The 5,854-nt window shown below is 73.0% G+C and carries 7 protein-coding genes; 1 reads left to right on the top strand and 6 read right to left on the bottom strand.

All coding sequences use genetic code 11. The annotated features are described in order from the left end of the window. Window positions 1-291: 291 nt before the first annotated feature. The 6 genes from ACFP6A_RS00035 to ACFP6A_RS00010 all read right to left on the bottom strand — a co-directional run bounded on the left by ACFP6A_RS00035 (window position 292) and on the right by ACFP6A_RS00010 (window position 4,901). Entirely contained in the window at window positions 292-855 is a 564-nt protein-coding gene (locus ACFP6A_RS00035) for a hypothetical protein (protein ID WP_379600585.1), read from the bottom strand. Then, on the bottom strand, window positions 852-1,634 hold the full coding sequence (locus ACFP6A_RS00030) for a hypothetical protein (RefSeq protein ID WP_379600583.1): 783 nt from the start codon (window positions 1,632-1,634) through the stop codon (window positions 852-854). The genes ACFP6A_RS00035 and ACFP6A_RS00030 overlap by 4 nt, the downstream gene beginning before the upstream one ends. A gap of 9 nt (window positions 1,635-1,643) precedes the next feature. Continuing rightward, window positions 1,644-2,981: a hypothetical protein gene (locus tag ACFP6A_RS00025; RefSeq protein ID WP_379600582.1), complete on the bottom strand. Its 1,338-nt coding sequence runs from the start codon at window positions 2,979-2,981 to the stop codon at window positions 1,644-1,646. Then, window positions 2,978-3,280 (bottom strand): hypothetical protein, encoded by a 303-nt coding sequence (locus ACFP6A_RS00020; protein WP_379600581.1) that lies wholly within the window; start codon window positions 3,278-3,280, stop codon window positions 2,978-2,980. The genes ACFP6A_RS00025 and ACFP6A_RS00020 overlap by 4 nt, the downstream gene beginning before the upstream one ends. Window positions 3,281-3,340: 60 nt before the next feature. Next, entirely contained in the window at window positions 3,341-3,793 is a 453-nt protein-coding gene (locus tag ACFP6A_RS00015) for a hypothetical protein (protein WP_379600580.1), read from the bottom strand. 340 nt (window positions 3,794-4,133) lie between these two features. Further along, window positions 4,134-4,901 carry a hypothetical protein gene (locus tag ACFP6A_RS00010; protein WP_379600578.1) on the bottom strand — a complete coding sequence of 256 codons (768 nt, stop codon included), beginning with the start codon at window positions 4,899-4,901 and terminating at the stop codon, window positions 4,134-4,136. Between the two features lie 152 nt (window positions 4,902-5,053). On the opposite strand from ACFP6A_RS00010, the gene ACFP6A_RS00005 reads away from it, so the two are divergent. Beyond that, entirely contained in the window at window positions 5,054-5,572 is a 519-nt protein-coding gene (locus ACFP6A_RS00005; RefSeq protein ID WP_379600576.1) for a hypothetical protein, read from the top strand. Window positions 5,573-5,854: the final 282 nt, after the last annotated feature.

Here is a 5,854-nt window from a genome sequence, read left to right as displayed (position 1 = left end):
CCTGTGCAGTCCGCCCGCACCCCCGCCGTGATCATGCAATCCCGCCACCCTGTGCAGTCCGCCCGCACCCCCGCCGTGATCATGCAATCCCGCCACCCTGTGCAGTCCGCCCGCACCCCCGCCGTGATCATGCAATCCCGCCACCCTGCCGCCCCGTACGGCTGCCCAGAATGCCGGGTTCCTGGCGCGACACGCCGGCAACGCCGTGCCGAACCCAGCACTCTGTGGACGCTGCGGGGTGGCGGGATTGCATGATCACGGGGGGGCGGGGTGGCGGTGGGGGGAAGTTGATCAGTACCTGAGGCCGAGCAGCGTCCTGCCGAGGTGCTTCGCCAGCGGTGAGGACTGGACGTCGCCGCCGGCGCGCACGTGCGCCGCCTGCGCGCGCAGCTGGCGGGCGACCTCGTGCCCGCCCCGCGCGCCGCGGACCGCCTTGGCCAGGGCCTCGAGCTCCTCGGGGTCGCGGCTGCGGCGCACGTACTCGGTGGCGGCCAGCACGTCGACCGACACCCCGAAGCGCCGGCCGTCGGCGCGCGCGTGGACGCTGACCGTCGAGCCGGCGCCGCGCAGCTGCACGGTGGTGCGGGGGCCCAGTGGGGCGGTGCTGCGCCAGAACGCCAGGGGGCTGCGCCACGTCAGCGCGGGCGGGTCGGTGGTGAGCTCGACGCGCATCGTCATCCCGACGCCGAGGACGTACATGAAGGGGAGGATCAGCGGGGCCCACGGCCGGTTGTCGGGGTCGGTGGCCCAGACCCATGCCTCGATAGCGAGCATCGCCACGGCGAGGAGCCAGAGGGTCAACCACAGGCTCCGAGAGCGCAGTGGACGCAGGACCAGTGCCGCGGCCTGCGTCACGCCGGCTCCCCGGCCAGGGCGACCCGGACGTGGTCGCGGACGTCGTCCGGGGTGGCCGGCCGGATCACGACCGGCGCGGCGGACCCGAACCGGCTGCGCGACGTCCAGGTGCCGGACGGGCCGCTGAACACCCCGACCAGCTCGGGGGAGTGGTCCCCGGCGCGGCGGACGACGAGGTCCGCCCGCACGAGCGCCGAACCCAGCCGCTCGAGCAGCTCGTCCGGCGGCGTGGGGTCGGGCTCGCCCTGCCGCTGCGGGAGCTGCACGATCTCCTCCCCGGTGCCCGGCGTCGCCTCCGGGTGCAGCACCCAGCCCTGCACGATCGTGGGCAGGTCGGCGACGTCCACGAGCGAGAACCGGTGCAGGCCGGTGCCGGTGACCTCCTCGACGAGGACGACGTCGTCGACGACGTGGGCGTAGCGGTACTCGGCGCCGAGGGCGGTGGCCACCGAGACGCATACGACGGTCGAGGCGCCGGCCCGCAGTCGCAGCAGGTGCGCGAGCGTCTCCGGCATCTGCACCGGGTAGCCGACGCGCTCCTCGCCGCGCGCGGTCGACGTGCGCGCCGCCTCACGCGCCTCCTGCGGCGTGGGCGCGGTGAGTAGCCCTCGGGCGACCAGCGAGCGGTATGCCGTGGTCGTCGCGGTGGCGACCTGCTCGTCGTCCAGCGTGCCGAGGTAGGGCAGGACGACGGGACCGTCGGCGGTGGCGAGGACGGCGACCTCCTCGTCGGTGAGGTCGACGAGCGCCACGCGGCGGGGCTCGGCGGTGGTCGTCATGAGTGGCTCCTAGAAGATCGACACGTCGGGCAGCAGGTCGAGCCCGGACTCGATCACCCCGCCGACGGTGTCCGCGGCGTCGCTGAGGGCGTCGCCGGCGTCCGAGAGCCGGTCCCCGGCCCAGTCCCGGGCTGCCGACAGGCCCTCGCCGACGTCGGCGATCCGGTCGCCGGTCCAGTCGGCCGTCTTGCCGGCGAACTCGGTGATGTCGTCCCAGTGGTCGTAGACGAAGTTGCCCAGCGACCAGGCGCCGTAGGTGAGCACGGCGCCGCCGGCGACGGCCCAGCCGACCGGCCCGAGGGCGGCTCCGGCCGCCATGATGGTGAGCGCGCCCCCTGCGCCGGCCGCACCGAACGCCCTCGTTGCCCACCCCCTGGCGCCGTCGTAGCCGCCTCCCGTGCGAAGGTCTAGAACCCCAGTCCCGACAGTGAGCGGTAGGAAGGCCCGGCCCGCCACCGTCCTCACCCCAGCCAACGGGCCCGTGGCGGGCTTGCCGTAGTGGAACAGATGCTTGGAACCCTCCATTTGTTCCAGGAACTGACCCATACGAACGAAAGCCAGGGTGTTAGCAGCGGTGCCTCCGCCCGTGAGGAAACGGGCCGCTGGGCCATAGAGCCTGGCCGCGCTCACTGCGTGGCGGAGGAACTGCGTGTAGGCATACCCCCGTCCGAAGAGCTTCCAGGCGTCCTTGAGCGCCTTGCCGCCCGCCACCAGCCCGCCCGCCGCACCGAGCGCGGCGTAGAGGTCGCGGGACGACGCCAGCTCGCGCACGAACGACTCGACCCGCTCGCGCAGGCCCTGCGGCACCTGGACGGCGTCCAGGCCGTCGGCCGTGCGCCGGTCCGCCTTCGCCGCCTCGTCGAGTGCGTCGCCCACGGCGCGGGCGATCCGTTCCGCCTCGGCCTGGAGGCGCTGCACCTCGCGGTCGATCCGGGCCCGCGCCTCGGCGGCGCCTTCCGGGCTGGTCATCACCGGCGGCACCGGCGGCGGGACGACGGACCCGTCGCCGCGGACCGTGAACCCTTGTGCCGCAGCGTCGTTGACGAGCGTGACGACGGCGGCGCGCGCTGCGCCCATGTCGGAGCTGCCCGAGCGCAGCGCGTCGCGGGCCGCGCGGACCGCGTCGGCGAGCTCGGTCGCGGTGCGCACCTCGCGGCTGATCCGCTGCTGGCCGGACGTCGCCGCCGGGCCCTCCCAGGACGACGACAGCGAGTCGGCGGCCGTCTCCAGCTGCCGGCGGGCGCCGTCGACGTCCCTGGCCACGTCGTCCAGGCCGGACGCCGCGGTGCCGAGCGCGGCGGGGTCCCAGGCGATGACCCGCTCGACGGTCAGGGGCGCGGGCGTCACGGCGTAGGCCCCGTGCCCAGCAGCAGGTCGGCGGCCGACCCGTCGGTGGCGCCGTAGGCCGCGTCGCTGGCGCGGGCCGCTCCGGCGAGCTCGGCGACCGCGTCGGCCAGCGCCTGGCAGGACACGGTCAGCCTGATCGCCAGGTCGGTCGCGGCGGCCGCGGTCGCCGTCCCGGGGACCGCCGAGGACACGCCCGCGAGCGCCGTGGATGGATCCGGTGCGGCGAGCTGGCCGGCGGCCGACTCGGCCGCGCTAGCGAACTCCTCCAGCGCGCCGGGCTGGACCCGGAATCCGGACACGTCCCCCTCCGCCACCACTCGGTGTGCGATTCGTCACGCATGCTAGGGCAGGGTGTGGCCTCAGGGCAGCATGTGGCCGATGTCGTTGATGACCGTTCCGTCACGGCCGACGTAGGGAGCCAGCGGGGAGAACGACAGGTACGGCATGTCCCCGCGCAGGAACGCCGCCTGGCCTCGCAGGGCGCCCGCGACCGGCGCGGCGACGGCGCCCAGGCCGTCGGCGAGTGCCTCGAGCTCCTCGGGCGTCCGGCTCCACCCGTCGGTGACGGTGAGCCGGAGCAGGTCGACCTCGACCGCGGAGGCTCCGGACGAGACGCGCAGGGCGAGGCGCCGGGGCCGGCGCGGCTGGACCGTGACGTCGGCCGTCGCCAGCTTGACCCGGTGGGAGCGGAACCAGCGCCGCTGGCGCAGCTCGCCATCGACGAGCACCGGCCGTCCGCGCACCGGCCAGGCGAGCGCCGCGAACGGCCGCCGCCACCGTGCCCGCAGCCGCGGCAACTCCATCCCGCTCATGTCCCCCACCGTCGTACCTCTAAGGCGACATCACGTGTCATTCGTGGCGCAAAGTATCGCATTGACCGTCACCGTTCTCTGGCGCACGTGCGTTTGTGGGTCTGCTGCCGCACAACCAGGGCACTGGCGGCCGAGGGACCCGAGCCCGGCAGGAAGCATGACATCAAGCGGCTTGCTACCGATCTCGACGACGACACGCGCGCTGCTCCGGCTCGACTACGCCTGGCAGGTTGCCCGCTGGTTGGCCCACCTCACGGCGCCGTACGGGAAGCCAGGTTTCGCTGTGCCCGGTGCCCGGTGCTCGGTGGATGCGGTGGTCACACCCAGCCCCGCCAGGGCGTTACGACAGCCCGGCGAGCAGCACGGCCCGGTTGCGGGCGCCGGTGAGCGTGTCGGGCAGCGAGCCGTTGTTCTCGCCGTGGACGATGAGAACGGACGGGCCTACCTGCTCCCTGATTGTCGAGGCGGCCTCCGCTGGCGTCGTCCCGGCGTCCAGGAAGTACACCGGCCAGTCACGGCCGCCCACGCCGTCCAGCCGGGCCATCGCTCTGGCCAGCGTGGCGGCCGCGTCGGGGCCGGCGTGCTCCGCGACGATCGCCCGTACCCGCTCGTCGAGGGGCATGAGCGAGTCGGGACCGGGGACGACGTGAAGGTCCTCGCCCTCCACCGCGTGGAGGGCGCAGCGGGTGGCGATCCCCGCGGCCATCGCGCGGACCTCACGCACGTGCTCGGGTTCGACCGGGCGCTGCATCGGCGAGCCGACATCGAGCAGGACGCCGGTGTCCCGCGGCAGGCGGGCAGCCAGTTCGGGCAACGGAACCTGCTGCATCGAGAGCTCGTCGTCCTCGACGTCCATCGAGGCCACCAGTCGGGGCACCGACGTGAAGGCGTGCACGTAGCGGCGCTGGCCATCGGTGGAGTAGCCGAGCGTGCCGTTCGGGCCGAGCAGGCGGATGTGCACCGGTTCCACGGACAGGGCGCGCAGGAGAGGAGCGAGGTCGCCTGTCCGGTCGCTGAGCTGGCGGGCCAGGTCCAAGACGCTGATGACAGCGTCGCTGTGGCCGTACTCGCGCAGCTGGCGGTGGGCCTCGCGGTTCTTCTTCCTCATGGCCGTCCCTGGTGCCGGATGCGGTAGTCGGTGGAGGCGGATGATCTGTTCAGCCTTTTCGATCCAGCGGGGCCTGTGGAGAGGGGATGACACTCCGGACGCTCCGCCGACGGCTGAGGCCATGACAGGCAGCAGAGATACCCTGACGATCGATGCTGATGAAACCCTCTCGAGAGGATCGCGGCCTCGTTCAGGTGACCTACGCCAGCGGTCGCGTCGACGCGCAGGCCATCGCCGAGTCGCTCGCCGACGTGTTCGGAGGGCGCTGGCGCGTGGACGTCGTCGTGCAGTCTCAGGACGCCTACGCGCACATGGCCACGTTGCTGGTCTGCCCTCCCCCTCCCGACGATGACCGGCTGACCGGGGCTCTGCGCCGTGCTGGCGTGTCGGTGCTCGGACACGCGGAGGTCCCATCGCCTAGCTTCGTGCGGCGGTGGCGCCGTCGTTACGCGGAGCCACAGCGCGACGTGACTGGACGCCGTGATTCCACCCCGGTCGAACCCGGGGTTGCCAGGGCGTGGTACCGCTCCATCTTCGGTGACTCGGCCGCTCGAGGTGAGGCCGACGACGCTCACGACTGGAGCTTGCTTGCGAAGCGCAGCCGAGCCGAGCGTCTGCGGTGGATCCGTGGACAGTGGTGGCAGCGCATGGCCTGGGTCGACCGCATCTGACGCACAGGTCGCGTGCGGCCTCACGATGCTCACTCCTGCGCGGCGCCCGACGCCGTGATTGATCCGAGGGCACCCACTGTTCCACCCGCGGCGAAGCCTATTCGGGCCCCTTGCGGCACGTCCTCTACCCACGGCGCCGGACCCGTCCAGGAGGCGACAGGTGTTTCGTAGGCAGGTCGATTGAGCCCTGATCCACCGACCGGGTTCGGCGGTGTGAGCGTGGCGTAGGGCGAGAATGCCCTCTTGAGCTGGGAGGATGTGGATTGCGACGTCTACGTCCAA

Source organism: Quadrisphaera sp. GCM10027208 (assembly GCF_042658805.1).
Classification (GTDB): Bacteria; Actinomycetota; Actinomycetes; order Actinomycetales; family SCSIO-59966; genus SCSIO-59966.
Note: the sequence above shows the minus strand (reverse complement) of the source record. Positions and strands in the feature narration are given on the sequence as shown.

What these genes read in the sequence shown, in the direction of transcription:
- ACFP6A_RS00010 (WP_379600578.1), bottom strand. Translation starts at nt 4,901, where the DNA reads ATGAGGAAGAAGAACCGCGAGGCCCACCGCCAGCTGCGCGAGTACGGC.
- ACFP6A_RS00030 (WP_379600583.1), bottom strand. Translation starts at nt 1,634, where the DNA reads ATGACGACCACCGCCGAGCCCCGCCGCGTGGCGCTCGTCGACCTCACC.
- ACFP6A_RS00015 (WP_379600580.1), bottom strand. Translation starts at nt 3,793, where the DNA reads ATGAGCGGGATGGAGTTGCCGCGGCTGCGGGCACGGTGGCGGCGGCCG.
- ACFP6A_RS00005 (WP_379600576.1), top strand. Translation starts at nt 5,054, where the DNA reads ATGCTGATGAAACCCTCTCGAGAGGATCGCGGCCTCGTTCAGGTGACC.